The 25566-nt window shown below is 37.0% G+C and carries 19 protein-coding genes and 1 pseudogene; 18 read left to right on the forward strand and 2 right to left on the reverse strand.

The window, feature by feature from the left end:
- Positions 1–300: 300 nt before the first annotated feature.
- The 5 genes and pseudogenes from wecB to ESZ36_RS16040 all read left to right on the forward strand — a co-directional run bounded on the left by wecB (position 301) and on the right by ESZ36_RS16040 (position 9175).
- A complete protein-coding gene (gene wecB / locus ESZ36_RS16020; RefSeq protein WP_146789726.1) occupies positions 301–2583 on the forward strand; it encodes a non-hydrolyzing UDP-N-acetylglucosamine 2-epimerase in 2283 nt (760 codons plus the stop codon).
- 209 nt (positions 2584–2792) lie between these two features.
- A pseudogene (gene prsT, locus ESZ36_RS16025) lies at positions 2793–5411 on the forward strand (XrtA/PEP-CTERM system TPR-repeat protein PrsT); the annotation flags it as partial.
- Between the two features lie 86 nt (positions 5412–5497).
- Positions 5498–6766 (forward strand): XrtA/PEP-CTERM system TPR-repeat protein PrsT, encoded by a 1269-nt coding sequence (prsT, locus tag ESZ36_RS16030; RefSeq protein ID WP_146789728.1) that lies wholly within the window; start codon positions 5498–5500, stop codon positions 6764–6766.
- Between the two features lie 39 nt (positions 6767–6805).
- Positions 6806–8176: a CDC27 family protein gene (locus ESZ36_RS16035; RefSeq protein ID WP_146789730.1), complete on the forward strand. Its 1371-nt coding sequence runs from the start codon at positions 6806–6808 to the stop codon at positions 8174–8176.
- 213 nt (positions 8177–8389) lie between these two features.
- Entirely contained in the window at positions 8390–9175 is a 786-nt protein-coding gene (locus tag ESZ36_RS16040) for a PEP-CTERM sorting domain-containing protein (protein WP_146789732.1), read from the forward strand.
- Between the two features lie 249 nt (positions 9176–9424).
- Here ESZ36_RS16040 and ESZ36_RS16045 read toward each other — a convergent pair whose 3' ends face one another.
- A complete protein-coding gene (locus tag ESZ36_RS16045; protein WP_146789734.1) occupies positions 9425–9727 on the reverse strand; it encodes a c-type cytochrome in 303 nt (100 codons plus the stop codon).
- A 202-nt stretch (positions 9728–9929) separates the two neighbouring features.
- On the opposite strand from ESZ36_RS16045, the gene ESZ36_RS16050 reads away from it, so the two are divergent.
- From ESZ36_RS16050 to ESZ36_RS16070, 5 genes are all read left to right on the forward strand, one after another.
- A complete protein-coding gene (locus ESZ36_RS16050; RefSeq protein ID WP_246129131.1) occupies positions 9930–10241 on the forward strand; it encodes a DUF3630 family protein in 312 nt (103 codons plus the stop codon).
- Positions 10241–10720, forward strand: coding sequence for a 2-thiouracil desulfurase family protein (locus ESZ36_RS16055; RefSeq protein WP_146789739.1), 480 nt, complete (start codon positions 10241–10243; stop codon positions 10718–10720). The genes ESZ36_RS16050 and ESZ36_RS16055 overlap by 1 nt, the downstream gene beginning before the upstream one ends.
- Before the next feature lie 145 nt (positions 10721–10865).
- Positions 10866–13769, forward strand: a complete 2904-nt coding sequence (locus tag ESZ36_RS16060; protein WP_146789741.1) for a hypothetical protein — start codon at positions 10866–10868, stop codon at positions 13767–13769.
- A 49-nt stretch (positions 13770–13818) separates the two neighbouring features.
- A complete protein-coding gene (locus ESZ36_RS16065) occupies positions 13819–14031 on the forward strand; it encodes a DUF1289 domain-containing protein (protein ID WP_011041190.1) in 213 nt (70 codons plus the stop codon).
- A 92-nt stretch (positions 14032–14123) separates the two neighbouring features.
- A complete protein-coding gene (locus tag ESZ36_RS16070; protein ID WP_246129132.1) occupies positions 14124–14645 on the forward strand; it encodes a hypothetical protein in 522 nt (173 codons plus the stop codon).
- Positions 14646–14666: 21 nt separating this feature from the next.
- Here the strand turns inward: ESZ36_RS16070 and queG are convergent, their stop codons facing one another.
- On the reverse strand, positions 14667–15869 hold the full coding sequence (queG, locus tag ESZ36_RS16075) for a tRNA epoxyqueuosine(34) reductase QueG (protein WP_425457405.1): 1203 nt from the start codon (positions 15867–15869) through the stop codon (positions 14667–14669).
- A gap of 333 nt (positions 15870–16202) precedes the next feature.
- Here queG and ESZ36_RS16080 point away from each other — a divergent pair, with 333 nt between their 5' ends.
- The 8 genes from ESZ36_RS16080 (at position 16203) to hflK (ending at position 25566) form a co-directional block, all read left to right on the forward strand.
- Complete coding sequence (locus ESZ36_RS16080) at positions 16203–17777, forward strand: NAD(P)H-hydrate dehydratase (RefSeq protein WP_146789743.1); 1575 nt, start codon at positions 16203–16205, stop codon at positions 17775–17777.
- Positions 17778–17815: 38 nt separating this feature from the next.
- Positions 17816–18304 (forward strand): tRNA (adenosine(37)-N6)-threonylcarbamoyltransferase complex ATPase subunit type 1 TsaE, encoded by a 489-nt coding sequence (gene tsaE / locus ESZ36_RS16085; protein ID WP_146789744.1) that lies wholly within the window; start codon positions 17816–17818, stop codon positions 18302–18304.
- 17 nt (positions 18305–18321) lie between these two features.
- Complete coding sequence (locus ESZ36_RS16090) at positions 18322–19653, forward strand: N-acetylmuramoyl-L-alanine amidase (protein WP_146789746.1); 1332 nt, start codon at positions 18322–18324, stop codon at positions 19651–19653.
- A 6-nt stretch (positions 19654–19659) separates the two neighbouring features.
- Positions 19660–21618 carry a DNA mismatch repair endonuclease MutL gene (mutL, locus tag ESZ36_RS16095; RefSeq protein ID WP_146789748.1) on the forward strand — a complete coding sequence of 653 codons (1959 nt, stop codon included), beginning with the start codon at positions 19660–19662 and terminating at the stop codon, positions 21616–21618.
- Positions 21619–21659: 41 nt separating this feature from the next.
- On the forward strand, positions 21660–22595 hold the full coding sequence (gene miaA, locus ESZ36_RS16100; RefSeq protein WP_146789796.1) for a tRNA (adenosine(37)-N6)-dimethylallyltransferase MiaA: 936 nt from the start codon (positions 21660–21662) through the stop codon (positions 22593–22595).
- Positions 22596–22762: 167 nt separating this feature from the next.
- Positions 22763–23014, forward strand: coding sequence for an RNA chaperone Hfq (hfq, locus tag ESZ36_RS16105; protein WP_033093720.1), 252 nt, complete (start codon positions 22763–22765; stop codon positions 23012–23014).
- A gap of 54 nt (positions 23015–23068) precedes the next feature.
- Entirely contained in the window at positions 23069–24355 is a 1287-nt protein-coding gene (gene hflX / locus ESZ36_RS16110) for a ribosome rescue GTPase HflX (RefSeq protein WP_146789750.1), read from the forward strand.
- A 62-nt stretch (positions 24356–24417) separates the two neighbouring features.
- Positions 24418–25566: an FtsH protease activity modulator HflK gene (gene hflK / locus ESZ36_RS16115; protein ID WP_146789752.1), complete on the forward strand. Its 1149-nt coding sequence runs from the start codon at positions 24418–24420 to the stop codon at positions 25564–25566.

Here is a 25566-nt window from a genome sequence, read left to right on the forward strand (position 1 = left end):
CATTGCTGAGCGGTAATGATTTAACTGCCGATGAATTTAAGTTATTAGTTAAAAGTAATAAGCACTGGCGTGAGTTAATGGCTCGCGCTACTATAAATCAGCTGACAATTAGCCAGGCGGACCACGCTTTTTCTCAACGAGATATGCAGGGTCCGTTAATTGAATTAGTATGTAAAAGTTTAGTAAAGTAAAGAGTTAACAAATAGTTAATAAATTCACTGAAGCACTGTTACTTGCATCCATAAATGCTTTACAATAAATAAAATTATCTGTATAAATTTAGCAACATAAGGAAGCAAAATGAAAATAGGGATTATCATTGGCACTCGCCCAGAAATAATCAAAATGTCACCCGTTATTCATGAATGTAAAAAACGCGGCATTGCCTATTTCATCATCCATTCTAATCAGCATTACTCTCAAGAGATGGATAGCATTTTCTTTAAAGAATTGGAGTTACCTGAACCCGATTATAATTTGGGTGTCGGCTTTGGCTTACATAGTAATCAAATGGGCAATATTTTAATTGAGATGGAGCCCATTTTATTGCAAGAAAAGCCTGATGTAGTTTTAGTACAAGGTGATACTAATACAGTATTAGCTGGCGCATTAGCGGCGTCTAAACTTGATATTAAAGTAGGTCACATTGAAGCAGGTTTGCGTAGTTATGATCGCACGATGCCAGAGGAAACTAATCGTATTCTGACCGATCACATGAGTGAATACTTATTTGCGGTTGGTCCAAATCAGTATGCTATTTTGGCGAAAGAAGGGATTGATGGTGATAAAATTTTCACTGTTGGCAATACGGTTTCAGATTCATTATTTCAACATTTAGATATTTCAGCCAGCACCAGTACCATTTTGGCCGATTTAGGTGTCACTTCAGGAAAGTTCTTCCTAGTAACCGCTCATCGTGCTTCTAATGTCGATATCCCAGCAAACTTATTAGAACTGTTAGCGGTATTTGATAAATTACATGCAAAATACAGTCAAACTATTGTCTGGCCGATTCATCCAAGAACTCAAGCTAAGTTAAAAGAGTTTTCGATAGAATTACCAAGTTACTTAAAGCTTATTCCACCCATTGGTTATTTTGACTTTATTCAATTACAAAAACATGCACAGTTAATTTTAACTGACTCTGGTGGTATTCAAGAAGAAGCATGTTTATTGGGTGTACCCTGTATCACTTTACGTGAAAGTACTGAACGTCCTGAATCAATTGAAGTAGGCGCGAATGTATTAGTTGGCAGAGATGCTGATAGAGCGTTAGCAGCAGCAGATAAATGGCTTGCTAGTGATGCAGCTAGTTTTAGTTGGAGTAACCCTTTTGGCGATGGTCATGTAGCGGAAACTATTTTAGATATCATCACTAATTCAGTGCCTAGTACACTTGAAAAAGAAATTATTGCCAAAAATGAAACACTAAGTGTTATTGGTATGGGCTATATGGGTTTACCAATCGCAAGTTTATTAGCTGAAGCGGGTTATAAAGTAACCGGTGTTGATTTAAACAGTGATAAAGTGGCTGCTATTAATGAAGCACAATGTCCTTTTGATGAAGCCGGTTTACCCGAGCTTATTATTAAGGTTGTTTCACAAGGCTTTTTAACCGCCAGTACCGAGATTTCTTCAAGCGAAACGTATTTAGTCGCTGTGCCGACACCACACAAAAATAATAGCTGTGACCGAAGTTATGTTTTCAGCGCAGTTGATGCTATAACTAAAGTAGCCAAAAATGGTCAAACCGTGATTGTTGAATCGACCATATCACCACAAACAAGTGTTGCTGTTGCACAACGGTTCGCTGAGGCTGGTTTAAAGATTGATGTTGTTCATTGCCCTGAGCGTGCAATTCCTGGGCAAACCTTACATGAACTTGTTCACAATGACAGGATAATTGGTGCAACAAGCGCTAAAGCGCAGCAGAAAGTTAAAACAATTTACCAAAGCTTTGTCAAAGGTGAAGTGTTTTTAACTGACCTAACTACGGCAGAATGTATCAAATTAGTCGAAAATACTTCACGTGATGTTGGTATTGCTTTTGCCAATGAATTATCACAAATATGTGAAGAGCTTGAAGTTGATGTCTATGAAGTTATTCGTTTAGCAAATCGTCATCCAAGAGTTAATGTGTTAACACCAGGACCTGGGGTTGGTGGCCACTGTATTCCGATTGACCCTTGGTTCTTAGTTGAAAACACTAAAGCGGGTGAATTTGTTCGTTTAGCACGTGAAATTAATGATAAACGTCCAAGTATAATGGCAGAGCAAGCACTAGCATTACTAGGTAATACTCAAGCTAGCTTAGTCGGTAAAAAGGTAGGTATCTTAGGTGTGGCATATAAGGCCAATGTAGATGACTGTCGTGAGTCTCCTGCTGATGCAATCCTTGAGTACTTTAATAAAGCAGGTGTTGACGTTAATTACCATGACCCATTCGCACCAAGCTGGCATTGTGAAAAACAAGAAACAATCAGTGATATTGATAACTGGGCAGATGTGCTTATTTTGGTGACTGACCATCAATGTTACAGCAATTTGAAGGTTTCAAGTCTCTTGCTCAACACTCGAGCTTAATAAAAAACCCATTAGCTACGCTGTTAATGGGTTTTATTTTTTGTTAGCTTAATAATGATGATAACCGCAAAAGGAATTTTGATATGAAATTTGTAAAAGCCTCTCTCTATTTAAGTATCGCTCTGGCTATATCGGCTTGTGGTGAACAAGCCTCTGTTGAATCTCATTTAGAAAATGCAAAAAGCTATCTAAATTAAAACAAAGTTAATGAAAGTATTATTGAGTTGAAAAATGCTATTCGAGCTGACACTAAAAATGCTGAAGCACGTTTTTTATTAGGTCAAATCTATTTAAGTTTAGGTGATGGTATTGCTGCGGTGAAAGAACTGGAGCGAGCGCAGTCATTAAAATATCCGGATAACAAAGTTATACCCCTACTAGCACGTGCTTATATCTTAACTGACAGTGATAGTGATGTAATTGCATTAAGTACTGCAGCTAAGGAGCTCGCTGCTGAGGAAAGAAGTCAATATCTAGCCTACCAAACACTAGCTGCGCTGCGCAGCGAACAACCAGAATTAGCAAAGCAAAGTGTTGAATTAGCGCAGTCGATTACCCAACAAAGCCTTTATAGCATGCTAGCTCTGGCGTATTTTCAGTTATCAGAAAATAAATATGATGAAGTAAAGACCCTTATTTCGAGAATTTTAACCATAGATGCCAAGCAAGTTGATGCGCTAATGTTGCAGGGACAAGTCGCGATGGTGACTAAAGAATATCAACTCGCGGTAGATAGCTTTAAGCAATATATGGCGTTACAACCTCGATTTACTATGGTGCAATTATTATTAGCTAATGCACTACTTAAAGCGGGTCATGATGAGGAAGCTGAGCAACATGCAGATGCTATATTAACTAAAGTTAATAACCAACCCTTTGCGAACTATATTAAAGCCATGGTGCGCTTTCAAGCAAAAGACTTTGCCAAAGCCAGTGAGCACGCTGAAGCAGCATTATCGGCAGACTTTAATCAATTTAATTTAAAATTAGTGGCAGGAGCTAGTGCTTTTTATCTTAAAAATTGGCAGCAAAGTTATCATCACTTAAGTGCCATCATTAAGTACCTACATAATGATCATCAAGCTCGTCGCATGCTAGCAGTTACTCAATTAGAACTAGGTTTAATCGATGAAATTAGTGCCACTATTGGTGATTTTGATGGCACTGATGAGGTTAACTCTCAATTTATATCTTCTTTAAGTTATAAGCTATTAGAGCTTGGGGCGACTACAGAGGCTAAGAAGTTACTTGCTCAAAATAATCAAAGTAGTTCGGAAAATGCTGTTAATAATGCCCGTCAGGGTATTTTAAAATTAATGATGAACGACCTTTCAGGCATAGAGAATTTACAAGATGCAATAACGCTCAACCCTGAGCTTATCGAAGCTGAATTAGCAATAGCTTTTTCCGCATTACAAAGAGGTGATATTGCTAAGGCTAAGGCCATTGCTGAAAAATGGCAAAACCAATACCCAGATAAAGCTAGCAGCTTTAATTTATTAGCGAGTATTGCTATAAAAGAAGAAAAATATGATCAAGCAGAGCAAGCACTTAAGAAAAGTTTAAGCTTAGATCAAGACAATTTTTTTGCATTGACCGAACAATTACGTATTGCTCGCAAACAAAAAAACATCCCTTTGAGTAAACAGCGCGCTGATTATTTGATCACTATTGCGCCGACAAATAATAAAGTACTAAGACAGTACTTTGGTGTTTATCGTAATGAAATGGCACTAGCAAAACTGGCCGCTGCTTATGAACTTGATAAAACAGATATTAATAAAACTATATTATTGTCTGAAGCGATGGTGAGTTTAGGTCAATTAAAACAAGCCGAAAGTTTACTTGTATCGAAAGCCGATACTGCAAAGTTACCTAAACGTTATTGGCAACTATTGTTACTTACCTACAAAAAACAAAAGAATTTCGAAAAAATACGACCTATGTTAGAAAAGTGGTTGAAAGAGAACCCTTATCACATTGAAGCTGTTGTGCTATTAACTGATTTTTACGCGAGCCAAAGAAATTATGAGCGTGCTTTAACTGTGATTAAAAGGGGACTTGAGAACCATAAAGATAATTTGGTTTTACAGTTAATTCAAATGCAGCTATTGCTAAATAACAAGCAAATATCTGCTGCGAAAAGTCTTTATAAAATTCTAGTGAATAAAAATATTAATGACGCACTTAAGCAAGGCCTACTTGGGCGAATATTTCTTTTAGAAGAGAATTATGTTCAAGCGTTACCTAAGTTAACCGTGTTTTATCAGACTTATCCTAGCAGTCCAAATGCTATTTATTTAGCAGGAGCTCATTTAGGCAATAAAGATAATACCAAGGCAATAAAAGTGTTAGAGCACTATTTGACTATTGATCCTAATAATAACCGTATTGAAACAATGCTTGCGGGTGTATACCTTGAAAATGATAGCAATAAGGCGATTGCTGTTTATGATGATGTTGTGAAAAAGCAGCCGAAGAATGTAGTTGCTCATAACAACCTTGCTTGGTTATATTTGGAGCAAGATAATATCAGTAAAGCCCTAGAACACGCTGAAAAGGCATTTGAATTGGCGCCGAAAATTGCCAATATTGTTGATACTTACGGTAAGGTGTTATTGGGTTCCGGTGATAAAAAAGCAGCCTTGAAATATGCTACTAAAGCTTCTGAAATAGCCAAAGGTAAGGATGTTGATATTCAATTGAATTATGTTGAAGCACTTATTGCAAATAATCGAATAAATGAAGCAAAAGATTTATTAAATAAAGTTGCTACCGCAACAGATGAGCAGCAAGAGAAAAAATCGAAGCTGTTAGCACAGTTATAACTCTACTTGGCCAGTTCAAAAAACGACTGTTATAACAGTCGTTTTTAGTTTATTTAAGCTAAGTGAAATAGAGAAAGAGAATTGATATGAAAAAGTATATAAAACCTTCTGCCATAATATTAACGTTAATCTTAAGTGCGTGTAGTGATACAAAAACAGCGCAGCAATTCATTAGTAGCGGTAACAGCTTTGTTCAAGTTAGGGATTTTTCTAGTGCTGTAATAGAATTTAAAAATGCGGTCCGTCTTGAGCCTAAAAATGCTAATGCTCGCTTTGAGCTGGGGAATGCTTATTTAGAACAAGGTAATTTTATTAATGCAGAAAAAGAATTTTCTCGAGCCGTAGAATTAGGCCTAGATTTCTCTAATATAGTTGCGCTGATGGCAAGAGTAAAAACTCATTTAGATAAAGCGGATGAGGTTTATCCGTTAGTTGAACGTAGTGATGATTTGACTGATGATGATTATGTAGAGGTATTAACCTATGCAGGTATTACTGCATTAAAACAGAATCAAACTGCTCAAGGGCAAGATTATTTAACACAAGCGATAGCTATTAATCAAGGTGCTGCTTATAGCCAGATAGCACAAGCTTATGTTCATTATGCAGATCGAGAGTTTGCCCAAGGTTTAGTGGTTATTAGTAACTTACTTATTAAGCAAGCTGACGCTACTGAAGCACTGTTGATACAAGGACACTTGTATTATGCACTGCAAGAATTTGAGCATGCCAGTGGGGCTTTTGCACTTTACCTTAATTATCACCCACAAGATTATAAAATACGTTTTTTCGAAGTAAATAGCCTGATCAAAGCCGAAAAGTTTGAACAAGCAAATGTACTCACAGATACCTTATTAAAAGCATATAAAGACTCTTCAATAGCATTACAATTTAAAGCACAACTCGAATATCAAAAGAAAAACTATAGTGCTGCAAGAGATTATGCCGAACAAGCATTACAACATGGACAAGACTTTTTAGGTGCTAAAATTATCGCAGGGGTTAGTTCATATTTTTTAGGAGATGTTGAACAAGCGTATACTAAGTTAAATGCTATTGTGGATCGAGTGCCTAATAACCTCTTAATTAAAAAAATACTTGCGGTAACAAAATTTGAGTTAGGTTATTACACTGATGCAGTTGAAAGCTTCTCATCTCTAGAGGGTTTGACCACTGCCGATTTACAACTATTGAAGTATTCAAGTGCAAGTTTGATGGACATTGGTTATGTCGATAATGCATTGGCGTTAATAAATAAAGCAGAGGGAATTGCTCCTAATAATGCGCAAATAGCCGCTCAAAAAGGTTTTATGCTACTGTCCCAAAATGATGCTAGTGGTATAGATTTGATATAGCGTGCAGTTCAGCTTGATCCTTCTCTAACTCATGTTCAAGTGGCATTAGCTATCGGCTATCTGAATACAGGTGAAGAAGATAAAGCTCAAAGAATAGCGGATCTATATAAAAGTAATGTCGAAGAAGCAGATATTGGACATGTGTTAGAAGGCTTTATTTTTCTGAATAAAAAACAAAGGGCTAAAGCGCAAGTCAGTTTTGAAAAAGCACAATCATTAAACCCTAAAAATATCGCAAGTTTGTATAACCTTGGCTTACTTCATAAAAGGGCTGCAGAAAATTCAAAAGCGATCACTTACTTTGATCGGCTTATAAGTTTATCTCCAAGACATAAGGGAGCTTTAAAATCATTAGTCTCTATAGCTGGAAATAAAGAATCTTTAGAAGACGTTCTTACTATTCTAGTTAGAAATTATCAGACCGATAATCTCTATAGCACAATTGCACTAGCACAAGCTTTAAGAATAGATCAACAAGTTGAAAAAGCAGTAACAATATTAAGGGATATTAATAAATCTGTTAATTTAACATCAAACTATTTTATGTTGTTGGGTGATAGTTATTTAGAATTAGAAAAGTATCAAGATGCTAATACAACTTTTGCGCAAGGTTTAGCCCTTGAACCTAAAGACTACCTCTTGAATATTAGATACATTAGTACATTAGAGTGGCTAGGTGAAGATACGGCAGTCCTAGAGCAAACAAGAAAAGTACACGGCTATTACGTGAACAATTTAAATATTACTACATCGTTAATTTATCTTGAAACGAGAAATAAAAACTATAGAGAAGCAAAACGTTTATTTGAAGCGATTAAAGGTGAAAAAACCAATCATCATCTACTTGATAGCGTTGCGGGTGAAATTTATAGTTATGAAAAGGATTACCCTCAAGCCATTGAACATTTTTCTGCTGCTTATGAAAAAGAACCTACAGAGTTAAATTTACTGAATTTAGCAAGAACATTGGGATTTGATAAACAAAATAAAGAAGCAGAGAGACTATTAGAGCTATATCTTGATAAACACTCTAACAATAGCAAAATTCGCTTCTTACTTGCAGAATTATACAGCCCACAAGATAGAAAGAAGAGAATTGTTCAGTACCAAATTTTGTCAATACAAATACCTAATAATGCAATTGTATTTAATAACTTAGCATGGAATCAGTTTAAATTAAATCAAACTGCTGAAGCACTTATAAATATAGAAAAGGCATACCAATTACAACCTGATAGTTTAGCTATCCAAGAGTCTTACGGTGTTATTCTCATAGTTAATAATAAATTAAGCCAAGGAATTAATATACTTGAAGACGCAATTTTGTCTGGTTCAACTGATGCTGCAGCCAAGGAATATTTGATTAAAGCTAAGACTTTACTAAATAATCAAGCTAAATCTAGGAGCTAGATTGGTTGTTCAAAGCTGTCAGTATTTTTTACATTTATTTGTATTTTATTTGTATTTTATTTGTATTTTATCACTTAGCTTATGATAATTAGCGTTTTTATTTTTATGGTACGGTAAGTGCATTATAAAAAGAAATGTTAACGGATTGCCTTTTGTTAACTTAAATCGTTTTATGTTAATGAAAACACCCTAGATAAAGGACAAATAAAAATTATGAATAAGTTCTCTAAAATATTAACTGCCGGTGCTTTCGCATTGGCAAGTATTTCAGCATCAGCATCAGACATTACTGTTGGTGGCGTAACTTGGGATCCTGATTACCAGACGCTAACAAATAAAGACTTCAGCGCTTCAGCGGTATTTACCCAATGGTTTTCTAACGCTGGTTTTAATTCTGCAGGCGCACCAAATCTAGCAGCAGAACAACCTGGTTTTCCATCAACTGTCGGTTCAATGTTGCAAGGCGTTGGTCAAATAAGCAGTTTGAATGGTCAATCAGATTTTGTTTGTACTACGTGTGAACTAACTTTTACTTTTGGTGGACTAGTATTTGATGGTAACCCAATTAATGATGGTTCTTTATATGATTTAAGTGCGTCTGCAACATCAGGTTTCTTTAACATATACTTTGATGACAGTGCTGACTTTAATCTTGGTAGTATAAATGGTCAGTCTGATGTTGATAACGCAGCAGATGGTTCGCTTTTTTTATCTTTATCATTTGATTTTTTAAAGGAAGGTGCGGGTTATACTGCTGATGTAGGTACTTTAGATTCATTATGGAGTGTTTCTGGTGGTACTGCTGCGGGACAGTTTGATACAAATGGTGAGGTTTTAGGATCAGACATTAGACTTGACGCTAGCGTTAATTTTAAAGGTGGAAAGTATGGTACCTCTTCAGCTAATGCTTCAGGTAACTCTATCCCAGAACCTACTAGTTTAGCTATTTTCGGTTTAGGTCTTTTAGGCTTAGCTGGTGCAGCTCGTCGTAAAGCATAGTCTTGCTTAATATCTAAACCTTATTGGTTTAACTATTAAGTTTTAGATATAAAAAAAACCTCCAATTGGAGGTTTTTTTATGTCTGGAATACAAGAGTCAAAAAGGTCGAGTTTAATTAAGAATTCAACAATAGTTTCCTTAGAGGTTAGGGATGTTTTTCTTCTTATATATTACCGATAGCCACATACAAAAAATCCCAGTTTAACTTAGTTAAACTGGGATTTTTTATAGGACTTGAAAGCGTAACTTTATTTTAAGCTAGCGTAGTATGCTGCTATGTTATCAATGTCAGCAGGAGCAATCGCTGCAGCCATACCTGACATTACAGGATCTTTACGTTTGCCTGATATAAAGTCTTTAAGCTGCTTAGCAAGATAAGCTTCTTTTTGACCTGCTAAGTTAGGGTACATTGGGATAGCAGAAATACCAGCAGCACCGTGACAAGCAGCACACATTCCAACTTTTGCCTTACCAGCTGCTGCATCACCAGCAAATACAGGAGATGCCATCATAACCGTTGCTGTTGCAACAGCAAGAATAAGTTTATTCATAGTTTCACTCTCTTTGGTTCAAAGGTATTTGTAACCAAAGTAAAATGCAAGCATGATAGTTGGATTACAAAGATAAAATTCTCTCTTGAGTATATGAAAATTAGAGGAACTTGTCGTGGATTTTTTTGTCAAAAGCCCTGATTAGCATCAAACTTTAGTCGTATAATTAACTATATTTTACAATATATGAGCATTGGTGATTATGAACTCCGTTACAACCCCACAAAGTCTTGAGTCGTTAACCTATCAAGTAGACCACTTGAACGTAACATTTATAAAGGACTGGTACCAAGAAAATATCGCAACATTAATTGATCTGCTATTTTTACCTATCATGCCAGTTACTATACAAGAAAAGATTATTGGTGCTGATCGGGAGAACATTCGCTTTCGCTGGGAAAATAATTATTTTGTTTTGAATTTTGATTACTATAGTCAATCATGCTGGATCGAAGGGCAAGATAGTTCGAGTACAGAGCAGTTACCAACCCTTCATTTGGCAATAACAAAATAATGAAAGTAAGTGAACAACCCATTAAGAAGATTTTAATTAGCTCATGCTTCTTAGGTGAGCGTGTTCGTTATAACGGAGTGGTTAAACCGCTTGTGAATAAACTATTGGAACAATGGAAAAAACAAGGCCGCTTAATTGCTATATGCCCTGAAGTGATTTCAGGGCTACCTGTTCCGAGGCCGCCAGCAGAAATAGACCCAAATACAAAGAAAGTTATCACTATTGAATCTATCGATGTCACCGAGCAATTCGATAAAGGAGCTAAACTAGCACTACGTTTATGTCGGCAGCATAATATTCAAGTGGCCTTATTAAAGGAATCAAGTCCCTCTTGCGGTAGCAATACCATTTATGACGGAACGTTTCGCCAGCAAAAAATTATTGGGGAAGGTGTAACAACCAAGCTTCTGCGTGGTCATGGTATTAAAGTATTTTGTGAAGACTCTATTGAAGAATTGGCTGCACAAATTGAGAACTAGTGTTTTTCAATAAATACATAATAAAATTTCTAATCTAGATATATCTATTACCAATCAAAGTGCATGTTTCAGAGTCCTACACTTTGAATGGTAACAGGTATAGTATAAAATATTGTGCAATGGAACTGAACTATGTTGAGGAATAATGAGTACTGACAAAACGACTACAAATGCAAATAACTTTCAGAGTAAGCAAAAGCTTAAAGCTGGGAGTCATGTTAAGCACTTTCATCAGTTCTTTACTGCTTATATTATTGCAATATTCTTGGTCGTTGTAGTTGGGTTATCCTCAATTTTATTTTTTTTAGCACAACAATATAAACATTCTCAAACGTCAATAATTGAACAGCTTGTTTCATTACAAACGCAGTTTCTCCAGCAAACTCATCTAATTAATGCCGATAAGCTTATTGATGCTATATTGCAAAATGCTAATTCGCATGAATTGATCACCTTACAGCAATCACTTTCCCTACAAAGTAAAAAACTCTCATTACTGAACTCTGAATATAAAAATAGCTATCAGCAATTATTTTCCAACAACAACCTTGCTATGAATCTAATTAGTCGTATTGAGTCAAATCATGAAAATAATGAGTTATTAAATTCTAAGTCACTAATTCAACTTGATACTTTACTTGATGCGATTGAAATTCAATTGAATAATCAAAAGACGAACCCAAAGCAAGCAGCGCTGTTATCTAAAGTAGATAATCAGCTTACTACTATTGTAGTGATGCTTAATCGCTTGAATTTAAAAACGTCACTTGAAACCTTTGAACAAGTTAGCAAAGAAATTAATAAAATTTTTGTTACTGATTATGCCAAACAACTGGCTAATCAACAGTATGAAAGTCAAGGGATGGTTGATATTGTCAGAGACTTTATTCGTTTTGAAGATCTGATCTTAAAAGAGAATTTATTGGCTAAATGGCAAGATAATTTGTACCTAATAGATGATTATCAACAACAACTAGTTGCTCAGCGACAGCAATTGAAAAGCATCTTTGGTGAACTGTTAAGAAGCCAACAAGAGGTTGATTCTACATTGGCAATTAGTGATTATACGGGAATCAATAAAGAAGCTGTATTGTTTAATCTATTACCCAAATGGGTAGTTACTGCTTTTGCTGTTCTACTTATAAGTATTGCAGGCTTACTTTTGTTAATTCGAAGAAAAATAAAAGTGGCTAGTCAATTTAGTGTTAACTGTATTACTCGTATCATAGAAAATGAAGCTAGCTCATTGACAGCTGAAGAGAAAGATAGTGTCTCCCTGCTACGTAATCATGCCTTGTACAGTGCGGAAGCTGAACAATTAATAAAGAGAATTCAACAGATAAATTCTCACACTCACAATGAAGTAGAGTATTTAGCGCTTACTGATAAAAAGCAAATGTTGGAAGATAAAGTTATTAATTTTGATGTATCAGCAAAATCTAAATCACAGTTATTAGTTGAACATCTGCGCTGTAAAGCTCTTCATCTAGCAGCAATAAAGCAATTAGTCTTATTAGGGGCTAGCTCAGTTACGACAAGGATAGGTGCTAGCAATAAAAACGGGGCAAGCGTAGCAGAAAACTCCTTGAGCAATGCTCACCTTCAAGGGCTAGACTTAGTCAATAAATTAAGACAAGCAAGTTATTATAGCTATTTACAAGGTAGTGATGCCTTGTTGACATTAAGTGATGTGAATCTTGTTGCCCTAATTCAGGCTATTGTGCTTAATTCACGCAATGAGTTAATTCTCGGTAACCATAAGCTCTCGTTGAATATTGATGAAAAAATTCTTTCTGAGGTAAACCTAGATGTAGAATTATTTTGTGAAATGTTTAGCGTTTTTATCAGGTTACTATTCTCTCAGCAAAAAAACAGGCAGTTGGCGCTCAATTTACAATTGGTTGATAAAAATAATGGTCAACAAAAGGTATGCTTTACTGGCCAATTTCAAGGTGAAGATAAAATATTATGCATACCACATGCATTGCAATATTTTAGTGATAATAGTATCGAGAAAAGTGAACTTGGAGACTACTTTTATACATTATTAAAAAACCAGCATGGCTATGATGTTAGCGCTAAATTAACCGAACAAGCTTATAATTTCAGTTTCACTTTACCCTTAGCTGTTACTGATAATCAACAAGGGTATCATTATCCTGTACTGTCATTACCGGGTTACTTAGCGGATATTGAAAATGATTGTGTAAAGTTAGCAGCTAAATACCTTGTTATGCCTATAGAGGTTCTACTTGCAGTAAAAGCACCTGAAAAATATCAGTGTTTGCAGCAACTGTTGCAAGGCATGGGATTACAAATTACGCTTGTCAGTTGTGAATTGATGTTACATCAACATTGGCAGAGTGGTCGCTTCGCCGTATTGATAACAGAGATAGATTGTCAGCCCTTCACTGAATTTACGATTGATGAGGAGGAACACTATGCAGTAGCCATAACTCGTGGAGTGTTTAGTTTGGGAAGTCTGGTAGATATTACAGCTAAATCTGAAGGTTATTGTCACTGGATGCTGGGGGAGCTAAGTGCTGAAAGTACCGTAAGTGAACTAGTAACTGCAATGAAACCTTGGATAAAAGAGCAAAGTTGTGGGAGTTTTACTCCAGAAAATCAAGTGACACAAGTTACCAGCAGTAATAATAACATTGGCGTTGTGACAGAAGATGAACTTGCATTAGCGTTCTTAAATAAAGCACATAGTTTTAACTTTGAACGTTACTTAAAACATCAGGGCTCTGCTGAATTGGCTATTTTCATGCTTGAAGAATATACAACGGAAAATATTATACTTGTGGAGGAGTTAAGCCAAGCGTTTACGGTTAACGATGTTAAACAAGCTGATGCTGTTATCAAGGCATTGCTGGTTAATGGTAGAATACTTGCTGCAGATCACTTGTTGCAACTTTGCCAACATTGGCAGACATTGCTTATCACTCAAGGGTTAGATAACAGTGAAAAGGTACAAGTAACTTTATTAAGTAAAACGAAACAAGCGGTTGATGAAATTAGTCAACATGCAGTAACTATCGCTTAATTTAAGTGTACGTAAACAGTATTATTATCATAAATCCCTAAGGACTATCTTGAGTAATCATAATAGCAATAACCAAATAAAATTAACTGATAGCCCATGTGTGCGTAATTGCTGCTTGGATAGTGATGACATGTGCCTAGGTTGTTTTCGTTACATTGATGAGATTACTTCTTGGCGAAGTTATTCTGATGAAGAAAAGCAGAAAATCACAACCTTGTGCCAACAAAGGCAAGAAGATGAGCAAAGTAAATTAAATAGCTAAGAATGTGTGATGGATACTTTTACATCCATCATTTTATTCTAATATAAACGTTGTAAATTGAACATCAAATCGAATTTAATAAAGGACTTTTCGTGATTAATAAGAAAACACTCAAATCAATACTCTCTTTTACCGAACACCAAAACCCCGCTCCTAGTTTTATTGTTATTTATATTCTCACTTGGCTTGTTTGGCATAATCAGTTATTTAGCTATTTTATAGATGCTCAAGGAGATTTTTTAATGAAAGTTACCAGCTCTGTGGCATCTCTTGAAAAAAACCAATACCTTGTCGTTTTCCTTTTAACTTGCTTGATTCTTCTTGGGCGTTTGCTGGTTGATTATTTTAGTTTTAAATCTAGAGAACTGTTAAATTCAGCGGATGATGATTTTGTTAATGCGAGAGACGACCAAAAGTTTGCTCAAAATACCGATATTGCTAATTTGATGGCGACCCTAACAAAAACTCAGCAACAACTAGCGGATAGCAAAGTAAAAGAGAAAAAAATAACGGCTGAAAAAAATGATGCGATTAAAAAACTATTGAGCCTCCAGCATGAGCTAGATGAAGCTAAAGCCGATATAAATATACTCAATAAAGTTACAACTAATTAATTCGTTTATATTCTTATGGCGTTAGGAATCTCTAGTAAGGCCTTTCTCAACGGAGCGGATCAAGCGCAGTGTTAATCTATGGTTTGTCGCTTGCTCTGCTGCTACTTTATCTGAGAGCATTTTCTTATCGCCTTGCTGTGCTAGTGCCCAGTGAATATGTTCAATAACGAGTTCACTTGCTTCAGCTAACTTTTCGGTTAATGCAGTAACAATAATATCACTATAGGGTGCATTACCTAATGCTACCGCAATATTACGCAGCCAACTTTGAAAACCAATACGTCTTATGGGGGAGCCTTGCAAAGTATTTAGGAAATAGTCTTCTGACCAAGCGAATAACTCAAGTAAGCTGATATCATCTAGGTTATTTCTCGCTTGGAAGTCATCAACAAGGCTAAGCTTAGCGTACTTATTCCAAGGACAAATTAATTGGCAATCATCACAGCCATAAATACGATTACCCATTAAAGGGCGTAACTCTTCAGGTATGGCGTCGGGTGATTCAATAGTGAAATAAGAAATGCAACGTCTTGCATCAACTGTGTATGGCTCGACAATCGCTTTAGTGGGGCAAATTTTAATGCACGCTACACAAGTGCCGCAATCATTAGTTTTAGTCTGTGTTTCAATGGCTTTGATAGCACTTTCACTATACTCATTACTACTAACTGGCAAGGGAATATCAACAAAGAGCTCACCTAAGAAGAACCAAGAACCAGCTTCCTTATTGATTAATAATGTATGCTTACCAGCCCAGCCCAGCCCCGCTTTTTCTGCAAGTGGCCTTTCCATTACGGGAGCTGAATCAACGAATGGTCGACAGTTAAAGTCGCTACAGTGCTCTGCTATTTTCTTGCCTAATTGCTGTAAGCGTTTACGCATTAATTTATGATAATCACGCCCGAGCGCATACCGGCTAATATAGGCTTTGTTTTTATCTTTTAGAATACTGGCAAATTTAGCATTTTGTGGCAGGTAATCTAAACGTACGCTAATTACTCTAATAGTACCGGGAACTAATTCCGCAGGTCGAGCACGCATTAAGCCATGGCGAGCCATGTAATACATATTGCCATGGTAGTTATTAGCTAACCAACGCTCTAACATACTTTCATGAGCAGATAGATCAATATTACTGATGCCTAAATCAGAAAAACCTAATTCTTTACCCCAAGACTTGATTTTTTCTGTTAATTCTTGATAGTTAATAGGAGACATTGTCATAAAGTTAAGTCAGCTTCAGCTCGTTTGTTGAACCATTGATTGAGGTTAAACTAATACCATTTTGATTAAGTTTCTTCCCACTCAGCGAGAATTAAAAGGCTTAGAGGCAAGGCATTGATTGAAGAGAATGGTTATTCCCTTATCCAAATCAATAACGTAGCATGTAAGCCTTTACCTTTTATTAGGTACTCGCCCTTCGGGAGTTTGTCAGCGACTCGATAACCGCACTGAATTTCTTTCATATAGAATAACTATAATGTAAAAAAATTCAATTTGTTCTCAAACCGCTGACAAGCTCTGGGTAGGAACAAAGTTAGTCAAGTTGGTATCACCATGAAATTATTACCAAGTTTATCACAAAAGCCACCTATGGCATCTGTGTATAGTGCAAATCAAGTCTTGAAAAATGAAACGAATGTTGCGCGAAGTCAAGGTATAGCAATGTATGAACTTATGCAAAGCGCAGGCGCTGCAATTTTCACACAATTATCGAATAGTTGGCCTAACACCCAACACATATTAATATTGTGTGGTAAAGGAAATAATGGCGGTGATGGTTTTGTCGTTGCTAAATTAGCGCATCAAGCAAAGATAAAGGTGAGTGTGCTACTTACCTGTGATGTGAGCCAATTAAAAGGTGATGCCTTACTGGCTTATCAAGCAATGATCTCCACAGGAGTATCACCAATAATTGAGGATATAGCGAATAAAAATACTGATAACTTAGCTGTTATAAGCAAGTTTACTGGTGAGGTAATTGTTGATGCTTTATTTGGTATTGGTTTTACAGGTCAACTTACACCGTTGTTTCAAGAGCTTGTCTCAACCATTAATCATCAAAAAGCTAAGGTGATCAGTATTGATGTACCTTCTGGGCTTTGTGCCACAACAGGTAAAGTGTATGGCATAAACATTGAAATACAAGCCATCATTGCTGATGTAACGCTAACTTTTATCGTTTATAAGCAAGGTTTGTTAACTGGTCAGGCCGCCAACTTTGTCGGCAAACTATTCTTGGCACCTTTAACAATGAATAACGCTTTCACTAAACAAGTGAAAACCAATAATTACTATGCCCAATATAAATTTCCATTGAATCAACCTAAGCGATTACCTACCAGCCATAAAGGTGATAGTGGATTATTGCTGGCTATAGGCGGAAGCGTCTCAATGCCAGGGGCAATTCGTCTTGCGAGTGAATCAGCTTTACGGTGCGGTGCTGGGTTAGTTGCAGTGAGTTGTCACAAAGATAATCAAATGCTCATAATGAATGGTCGACCTGAATTGATGTTAGCACCAGAAACTAGTGTCTTATTAGAGAGTTCAACTCAACTGAGTAAAGCAAGAGCGTACCTCATCGGTCCAGGGTTAGGACAGAGTGACCAAGCAAAACAGCTATTTGAATTAATATGTAAAACTAGCCAGACACAGAATAAAACCACGGTCCTTGATGCTGATGCTTTAATACTATTAAGTGAGACCAAACAACAATGTAATCAGTGGATATTGACACCACATCCCAAAGAAGCTGCTGCGTTGTTACAATGTGATGTGACAAGTATTGAGGCAGACCGTTTTTCTGCAGTACGCGCTATTGCTAATCAATACGGTGGAATTTGTTTGCTTAAAGGCGCAGGTACGTTAATTTCAGATGGTGAGCATGTTGTTATAAATAATTCAGGTAATGCGGGAATGGCATCGGGTGGTATGGGCGATGTATTAAGTGGGGTTATTAGTGCTTTAGTGATGCAAAGTGATAATAATTTTTACTCAACATGCCTAGCGGCATATATTCATGGTGCTGCAGCTGATATTATAGCCAATAATAATGGTCAGCGTGGTTTATTAGCAAGTGATTTATTTATACCATTGCAGCAATTGCTCAATGGAAAAGTGCCTAATCATTAACGTTGTAATAATAGTCGTAATAAACATAGAAAAGTAAAATGAAGCAATTAGAATATTTTTTAGCTGATGAAGCTGCCACCATTGCCATTGGTTCAGGACTGGCGGAAGTACTTAAAAGTGCCACAGTTCAGCAAGCATTAGTGGTTTATCTTAACGGTGATTTAGGCGCAGGAAAAACGACTCTTACTCGAGGGTTTGTCAGAGGTATGGGGCATAAAGGTAATGTAAAAAGCCCTACTTATACTTTGGTTGAACCTTATGAATTAGGGGAGTGGCGAGTCTTTCATTTTGATTTATATCGTCTTTCGGATGCTGAAGAATTAGAATATATGGGGATTCGAGATTATTTTAATAATGACTGTTGCTGCTTTATTGAATGGCCAGAAAAAGGAACTGGGCTATTGGCTAAAGCAGATTTAATCATTAATATAGCTTATCAAGATGAACAAAGAGTCATCAAGCTGGAAGCCGAAACTGTTCATGGCGAACAAGTGATAAATGCGCTTGCACAAATTATAAAGTTATAAAAATTGGGGTTAGTTGGATGTATCGGAGAATTCTCCTATCAATAATAAGGCTACGTGCGCTTAGTTTTCTATGTGTTGCTGTCTTAAGTTTACTTTCAGTGAATACCTATGCTGCAAATAGCATTGATGGTATTCGTGTCTGGCCCGCGCCGGAAAATACTCGTATTGTTTTTGATGTTAAGCAAAAACCCGATTATAAATTTTTTACTCTCAGTAAACCAAATCGATTGGTGATTGATTTTACCAATACAAAAAACACCGTAGCTTTAAAAAATCTTGCCGTTAACGACCCACGAGTAAAACTTTTTCGTTCAAGCGAAAATAAAGGCAAAACTCGCTTGGTATTAGAATTAACTAAGTCTTATCAGCTGACCGTTTTTCCACTAGCACCTGCGGGACAATACGGACATCGTTTGGTGATTGATCTTTATGATAAAAACCGTAGTAAAAAGAATGTTTCTAAACCAAAAAAAAATGTAGGCGATATCATCATTGGTATTGATGCTGGTCATGGTGGCGAAGATCCCGGTTCAATCGGTGGCAAAGGTACCTATGAAAAAAGAGTTACTTTAGCCATAGCTAAAAAATTACAAAAAGTAATTAACAAAGAAAAAGGCATGAAAGCGGTGATGATCCGCAGTGGCGATTATTATGTCAATTTGAATCGTCGTACTAGCCTGGCTAGAGATAAGCATGTCGACTTTTTAGTCTCAATACATGCGGATGCTTTTCATACCCCAGGACCAAGTGGTGCCTCAGTTTGGGTAGTAACTAAGAGCCGTGCTGAGTCAGAGTTATCGCGATGGCTGGTAAATAGAGAGAAAAAATCAGAATTACTTGGCGGTGGCGGTGGGGTAATCAAAAACACTTCAGACAGCCACTTAGCATTAACTTTAGCCGATATGAGCAAAGAGCATTCTTTAGGCGTAAGTTTTGGTGTGGCTAATAATGTTATAAAAGAGCTTAAAAAAATCACCAAAATGCATAAATCAACACCTCAAAATGGTAATTTTGCGGTGCTTAAATCGTCGGATATACCTTCAATATTGGTCGAAACAGGTTTTATCTCAAATCACAAAGAAGAGAAAAATCTAACCTGGTCTAAGCACCAGCAACGTTTAGCGAATGCAATCCATGGTGGTATTAAAAAGCACTTTTTAGCGCACCCATTAACCGGTTCTTATTTTGCTTCGGTGGGCTATAAAAAGCATAAGTTACGCAGTGGAGAATCACTATCAGTATTAGCCAAACGTTATAATATATCTATGAGCAAACTTAAATCTATCAATAAATTAAAAACTAATTCATTAAGAATTGGTCAAACGTTAAAAATTCCCCGTACTGGATAAACTCCTATGACTATTGCTATATTGCCTGCACGTTTGGCTAACCAAATTGCTGCTGGTGAAGTGGTTGAGCGCCCAGCGTCTGTTATTAAAGAACTGATTGAAAATAGTTTAGATGCGGGTGCAACATCTATTCATATTGATGTTGATAAAGGTGGCATCAAAAAGATAAAAATTACTGATAATGGTCATGGCATAGTTAAAGAAGAATTAACGTTGGCATTAAGTCGCCATGCAACCAGTAAAATTAAGAACTTAAGTGACTTAGAAGCTATTGGGAGTTTAGGCTTTCGTGGTGAAGCATTAGCTAGTATTAGTTCAGTTGCTCGGTTAACGTTAACATCTAAGCCGCAATTTCAAGCAACTGCGTGGCAAGCTGTTGCTGAAGGGCGGGATATGTCAGTCAATATAAAACCTGCTGCTCACCCCGACGGTACTAGTATTGAAGTGCTCGACTTGTTTTTCAATACACCGGCTAGACGAAAGTTTTTACGTACCGAGAAAACAGAATTCAATCATATTGATGAGGTAGTACGTCGGATTGCACTGGCTCACTTTGAAGTGAGCTTTAGTCTAACGCATAACGGTAATACTATTCGTCAATATCGAATAGCGAATACCCACGCACAATGTATTAAACGTGTTGCTATGGTCTGTGGGCCAAAGTTTATTGAGCATGCCGTTGAAGTAGATTGCCCCCATGATAATATGACGCTATCGGGTTGGTTAGCTAAACCGAGTTTCTCTCGCAGCCAAAACGATCTTTGTTATAGTTATGTTAATGGCAGAATGATGCGTGATAAGTTAATTAATCATGCTATTCGCCAAGCATATGCAGATTTATTACCGCCAGATACTTACCCTGCATTTGTACTGTTTTTACAGCTCGATCATCGAGAAGTCGATGTAAATGTCCACCCATCAAAGCATGAAGTACGCTTTCATCAAAGTCGTTATGTTCATGACTTTATTTACTCTGTTTGTCATAAAGCATTAACGTCAGCCTTAGCAGGTGAAGAACTGTTTACTACAGCTGATAGTGACCTTACCTTAGTACCTGAGCAGTCCTATTCCTCTTTATGTGCAAAGGACGAACAAGTCAGTCACTCATCAAGCGCTACTACGGCCAACTACCCAAGTACTGATTATATTAGACCATTGCAGCATGTAAATGATGCTAGTCATGGTCAATCAGGGTACGGTTATAGTGGCAACGGCCAACAAGAAAAAACTAATACTATTTCCCAGATTGCAGCGACTAACTATCAAGCATTAATGACACCTCATAAGGGGACCTCAGCTCAAGTTCAAAATACTAGAGGCTCTGATCAGGAAAGTGCACAGAAGCATGAGACTATCAACCTACAAAATCCTGCGGAGCCGAGTGCTTTTTTAAGTGTACACAAGCCAGGTTATGCACTCTATAAAGCAGAAAGTGGTGTTAGAGTTTTATCGCTATTTAACTTAGCGAAAAGTACTTACGGTAAGCTAGTTGAACAAAGTTGGCAGCGTAAAACCGAGCAATCAGATAACACTATTGAATATTTGGTCAGTCAACCGTTGTTATTACCTGTGATTTTAAGTCTTTCTGAAAAACAGCTTAGTTTTGTATTAGCTGAGCAAGAAATACTCTCAAATGCGGGCATAGTGTTTATTGAACAAAGTAAAAACAAAATACAAATCAGGCAATTTCCCGCATTATTACGTGAGCAAGATGTAAGTAACGCGCTAATAATAATTATTGATGAGTTGATCGAAAAGATAAGCCTAACCAAAGCTGAGGCACTTTGTGAAACTGATTTACATCAAAGTATTGGTTTAGCAATGGTTTTAGCTGAGTATGATGAAACACAAGCTGATATTTTATTAATACTGTCAAAAAAACTGTTTCATGAACAACTTAGTCAGCAATTACTCTTGAATTCTATCCCTCTTGACCTCACATCACATATTAAGACGTTATTTTAGTAATTTTCAATAAGAGTTAAGTATTCGTGTCAGTTCAAAGCATCACAGAATCAAACCAGCCACCTGTTATTTGTTTAATGGGACCAACTGCATCGGGTAAAACCGCTTTGGCAATGGCACTGAAAGACGCATTACCTTGCGATATAGTCAGTGTTGACTCTGCGCTTATTTATCGCGATATGGATATTGGTACCGCCAAACCAACAAAATCGGAATTAGCGCAATATCCTCATCGACTTATCGACTTACGTGATGCGAGTGAAAGTTATTCAGCTGCCGACTTTTGTCGTGATGCACTAGTTGAAATTGCTGAGATCAGGAGTAATGGTCGGATTCCATTATTGGTCGGAGGAACTATGATGTATTTTAAAAGTTTAATTGAGGGGATTTCCCCTCTACCGACAGCAAATCCGGAAATACGTCAAGCAATCGAAGCTGAGGCTTTAACAAAAGGCTGGCAAGCTATGCATGACCAGCTAGCTGAAATAGACCCTATCTCAGCTGAGAGAATACACCCGAATGACCCACAGCGTCTAACGCGAGCGTTAGAAGTGTACAGGTTGACGAGTAACACTTTGACACAATTGACACAAATAAAAGGTGCTAAGCTCGCTGGCGATGTTCTACAATTAGCTATAACTCCCAAAGAACGCAGCACGCTACATGAACGAATTGCACTACGCTATCAGCAAATGATAGATTTGGGATTCGAGCAAGAAGTGATTGAATTAAAATCACGAGATGATTTACACCAAGATTTACCTTCTATTCGTTGTGTGGGCTACCGACAAATGTGGCAACACCTTGAGGGTGAATTTGACCACGATGAAATGATTTTCCGTGGCGTTTGTGCAACCAGACAATTAGCTAAAAGACAGCTAACTTGGTTAAGAAATTGGCCTGATTTACACTGGCTGACAACGGATGATAAAACCAATTTAACACAAGTTTTATCACTTCTTGATGCGAAGCAGTAAAGGGCGCGCAAATATAAAGCAATAGTTGAAAATTGATGTATAATTAATTTGTTAGCTATTTTATATAACATTTTGTTATGTTGTTTTCATAGCAAGTTTTTCAGATACTTTATTACTGAGTTTTAAGTTTACCAGTAATGTTTAATAATAAAAAAAGGGACCATATAATGGCAAAAGGGCAGTCTTTGCAAGACCCATTTTTAAATGCGTTACGTCGTGATCGCATTCCAGTTGCAATATATTTAGTTAACGGTATTAAGTTACAAGGACAAGTAGAATCGTTCGATCAGTTTGTAATTCTCCTTAAAAATACGGTTAGTCAGATGGTATATAAGCACGCTATATCTACCGTTGTACCTTCTCGCGCTGTTAATACAGCACCAGTACCTAGCCCAGACGATCAATCGTCAGATGCTTAAAGTTTTTTATTTTTTTTTGAGAACGATTAATCATGGTACTAGGGTTTAACGCTATTGTTTGAACGTTATCAAGCGGGTGAACAAGCCGTACTTGTTCATTTAGACTTTCCAGATGAAAGCAGTAGAGAAGACCTAAGCGAATTTAAAATGTTAGTGTCTTCTGCTGGTGTACAAGCGTTAACCGTTGTGACTGGTAAACGAAATACTCCTCACCCCCGTTTTTTTGTCGGCTCAGGTAAAGCAGAAGAAATTCGTGATGCTGTTCATCTAGTTGGCGCAAATGTCGTTCTGTTTAATCATAGTTTAACGCCGTCTCAAGAAAAGAATATTGAAGCATTATGTGAATGTAGAGTGGTTGATCGCACAACCTTAATTCTTGATATCTTTGCGCAACGCGCTAGAACTCATGAAGGTAAGCTACAAGTTGAATTAGCACAATTGCGTCATATGAGTAGTCGCTTGATTCGGGGCTGGACTCATTTAGAAAGACAAAAAGGTGGCATCGGTCTTAGAGGACCAGGTGAAACTCAGCTTGAAACAGATAGACGTTTATTGCGTGAACGTATGGTTAATATTCGTAAACGCTTAGGTAAAGTTGAAGTACAAAGGCAGCAGGGGCGAAGAGCGAGAGCTCGAGCAGAATTACCAACCTTATCTTTAGTTGGATATACCAATGCAGGTAAGTCAACGCTGTTTAATACATTAACACAATCTGATGTGTATGCAGCAGATCAGTTGTTTGCTACCTTAGACCCAACGTTAAGAAAAATTGATTTGTTCGGTGTGGGCCGTGTTATTTTGGCTGATACTGTTGGTTTCATTCGTCACTTACCGCATGATTTAGTTGCTGCGTTTAAAGCAACGCTTACAGAAACCCGTGAAGCCGAATTGTTACTGCATGTGGTTGATATTTCAGATGACAGGCGCAGTGAGAATATTGAACAAGTAGAGTATGTGCTTAAAGAAATAGAAGCGAACGATGTGCCTCAACTAATTATCTGTAATAAAATTGATAATTTAGATGATATTGAACCGCGAATAGACAGAGATGATCAAGGCATGCCAATTCGTGTTTGGCTATCGGCACAGGCAAATATTGGTACTGAACTGTTATTTACTGCACTCGCTGAACGTCTAGACATAAAAGTAGTAAATCACCAGTTAAGTATACCGCCAAGTGCAGGAAAATTACGTGGTGAGCTATACAAGTTAAATTGCGTTACTAGCGAGACTTATGATGAACAAGGTCACTGTCACCTAGAGGTTAATATGCCATCACGTGAGTGGGAAAGATTAATTTCTACTAAGTACAGTGAGTTAGTCGATTATATTGAACATTAATATAAATAAATTTTAATTGTAGTGGCGATTATTTACTTTCGCCGATTTTAGTGGAGAACAATATGGCTTGGAACGAACCGGGGAATGATGATAAAGACCCCTGGAAAAATAAAGGTGGCAAGAATCAAGGGCCACCGGATTTAGATGAACTTCTGAATGATCTTGGTAAAAAAGTTACTGGGATTTTTGGTGGAAAAACCACTAAAAGTGGCTCTGGATCAGGTAAAAGTTTTTCCACTATTGGAATATCTATCCTTCTTATTGTCGCGTCTGTGGTTTATGCGTTTAGTGGTTTTTATACCATTAAAGAAGCGGAGCAGGGCATCGTACTAAGATTTGGAGAATATTCAGGTACTGTTGAACCAGGTATTAACTGGAAGTGGACTTTTATTGACCGTATTATACCGGTTGATATGCAAAGCACGCGTGATATGCCGTCATCAGGTTTTATGTTAACCAAAGATGAAAATGTAGTACGTGTAGAAATGCAAATTCAGTATCGTGTAGTCGATGCGCGTAAATATATTTTTAGCGTTACTAATGCTGACGATAGCTTAAATCAATCACTTGATAGTGCACTTCGTTATGTTGTCGGTCACGCTAAGATGGATGATATTTTAACTAGTGGTCGTGAGTCTATTCGTCAGTCGGTTTGGGAAGAGTTAGATAAAATAATCGCGCCTTATAATCTAGGTTTAATTATTGTTGATGTTAACTTTAAGGACGCTCGTCCACCAAATGAAGTGAAAGATGCTTTTGATGATGCTATTTCAGCTCAAGAAGATGAAGTTCGTTTCTTACGTGAAGCAGAAGCTTATGCTCGAGGCATTGAACCACGTGCTCGTGGTCGTGTTAAGCGTATGGAACAAGAAGCCATTGCTTATAAGAGTCGCATAGTACTTGATGCACAAGGTGAGGTCGCTCGTTTCGAGAAAATATTACCTGAATATCAAGCGGCGCCAAAAGTAACACGTGAACGCTTATATATTGCTACTATGGAAAAAGTGTATGGTAATGTAAGTAAAGTAATGGTTGATGTTGAAGGTGGTAATAATATGATGTACTTACCTTTAGATAAGATTATTCAGCAACAAAATACCAGTAATCGCAGTAGTAAAACTACTTATTCACCGGTAGATGAGCCTACTGTAAATACATCACCTACTTCATCATCAGGTCGCTCTGATAGATTTAGTAATGGGGGCAACTAA

The organism is Colwellia demingiae, assembly GCF_007954275.1.
GTDB lineage: Bacteria > Pseudomonadota > Gammaproteobacteria > Enterobacterales > Alteromonadaceae > Colwellia > Colwellia demingiae.

What these genes read in the sequence shown, in the direction of transcription:
- wecB (WP_146789726.1), top strand. Translation starts at nt 301, where the DNA reads ATGAAAATAGGGATTATCATTGGCACTCGCCCAGAAATAATCAAAATG.
- prsT (WP_146789728.1), top strand. Translation starts at nt 5,498, where the DNA reads ATGAAAAAGTATATAAAACCTTCTGCCATAATATTAACGTTAATCTTA.
- ESZ36_RS16040 (WP_146789732.1), top strand. Translation starts at nt 8,390, where the DNA reads ATGAATAAGTTCTCTAAAATATTAACTGCCGGTGCTTTCGCATTGGCA.
- ESZ36_RS16045 (WP_146789734.1), bottom strand. Translation starts at nt 9,727, where the DNA reads ATGAATAAACTTATTCTTGCTGTTGCAACAGCAACGGTTATGATGGCA.
- ESZ36_RS16050 (WP_246129131.1), top strand. Translation starts at nt 9,930, where the DNA reads ATGAACTCCGTTACAACCCCACAAAGTCTTGAGTCGTTAACCTATCAA.
- ESZ36_RS16055 (WP_146789739.1), top strand. Translation starts at nt 10,241, where the DNA reads ATGAAAGTAAGTGAACAACCCATTAAGAAGATTTTAATTAGCTCATGC.
- ESZ36_RS16060 (WP_146789741.1), top strand. Translation starts at nt 10,866, where the DNA reads ATGAGTACTGACAAAACGACTACAAATGCAAATAACTTTCAGAGTAAG.
- queG (WP_425457405.1), bottom strand. Translation starts at nt 15,869, where the DNA reads ATGACAATGTCTCCTATTAACTATCAAGAATTAACAGAAAAAATCAAG.
- ESZ36_RS16080 (WP_146789743.1), top strand. Translation starts at nt 16,203, where the DNA reads ATGAAATTATTACCAAGTTTATCACAAAAGCCACCTATGGCATCTGTG.
- tsaE (WP_146789744.1), top strand. Translation starts at nt 17,816, where the DNA reads ATGAAGCAATTAGAATATTTTTTAGCTGATGAAGCTGCCACCATTGCC.
- ESZ36_RS16090 (WP_146789746.1), top strand. Translation starts at nt 18,322, where the DNA reads ATGTATCGGAGAATTCTCCTATCAATAATAAGGCTACGTGCGCTTAGT.
- mutL (WP_146789748.1), top strand. Translation starts at nt 19,660, where the DNA reads ATGACTATTGCTATATTGCCTGCACGTTTGGCTAACCAAATTGCTGCT.
- hfq (WP_033093720.1), top strand. Translation starts at nt 22,763, where the DNA reads ATGGCAAAAGGGCAGTCTTTGCAAGACCCATTTTTAAATGCGTTACGT.
- hflK (WP_146789752.1), top strand. Translation starts at nt 24,418, where the DNA reads ATGGCTTGGAACGAACCGGGGAATGATGATAAAGACCCCTGGAAAAAT.